Genomic DNA, 560 nt, shown 5'->3' with positions numbered 1-560 from the left:
CCTTCGGGATGGTGGGGTGGATTGTCCACCAGCCATAAATGGGAGAGAAGGTTGTGTTCCTGCATACGCTGGGCAGCCAGTCGTGCAGCTTGGAAATCAATGTCAGTCAACACATCGCCATTGACGACCAAAAACGGCTCGTCGCCCAAAAGAGGCAGGGCGGTGGCAATGCCACCGGCGGTTTCCAGGCCTCCGGCGAGTTCTGGAGAATAGGCAATGCGTACGCCGTAGTCCGAACCGTCTTTCAAGGTATCTTCGATTTGTTGGCCAAGCCAGGCATGGTTGATGACGATTTCAGTGAAACCGGCTTGTTGCAGGCGGCGCAAGTGCCAGCCGATAAGCGGCGTGCCTGCTACTTCGAGTAAGGGTTTGGGCGTGTGGTCGGTCAGCGGGCGCATGCGTTCGCCGCGACCGGCGGCCAATATCATTGCTTTCATGGGTGTGCCTATAATGTGTGAAACAGAAAAAGTCTCAGGCCGTCTGAAACATCGGTTTCATTTTTCAGACGGCCTGAGACCTTTATTTATGCCAAAGATTTGAATTGCCTACGAAAATACAGC

At 53.9% G+C, this 560-nt stretch carries 1 protein-coding gene; it reads right to left on the bottom strand.

All coding sequences use genetic code 11. The features are described from left to right. The coding region (locus ACTHUR_RS16925) for a nucleotidyltransferase family protein (protein WP_440399853.1) at positions 1-437 on the bottom strand (437 nt) is incomplete at its 3' end. Positions 438-560: the final 123 nt, after the last annotated feature.

The sequence above is a fragment of the Neisseria sp. P0021.S007 genome, assembly GCF_051956855.1.
This window is presented reverse-complemented; position numbering and strand designations above follow the sequence as displayed.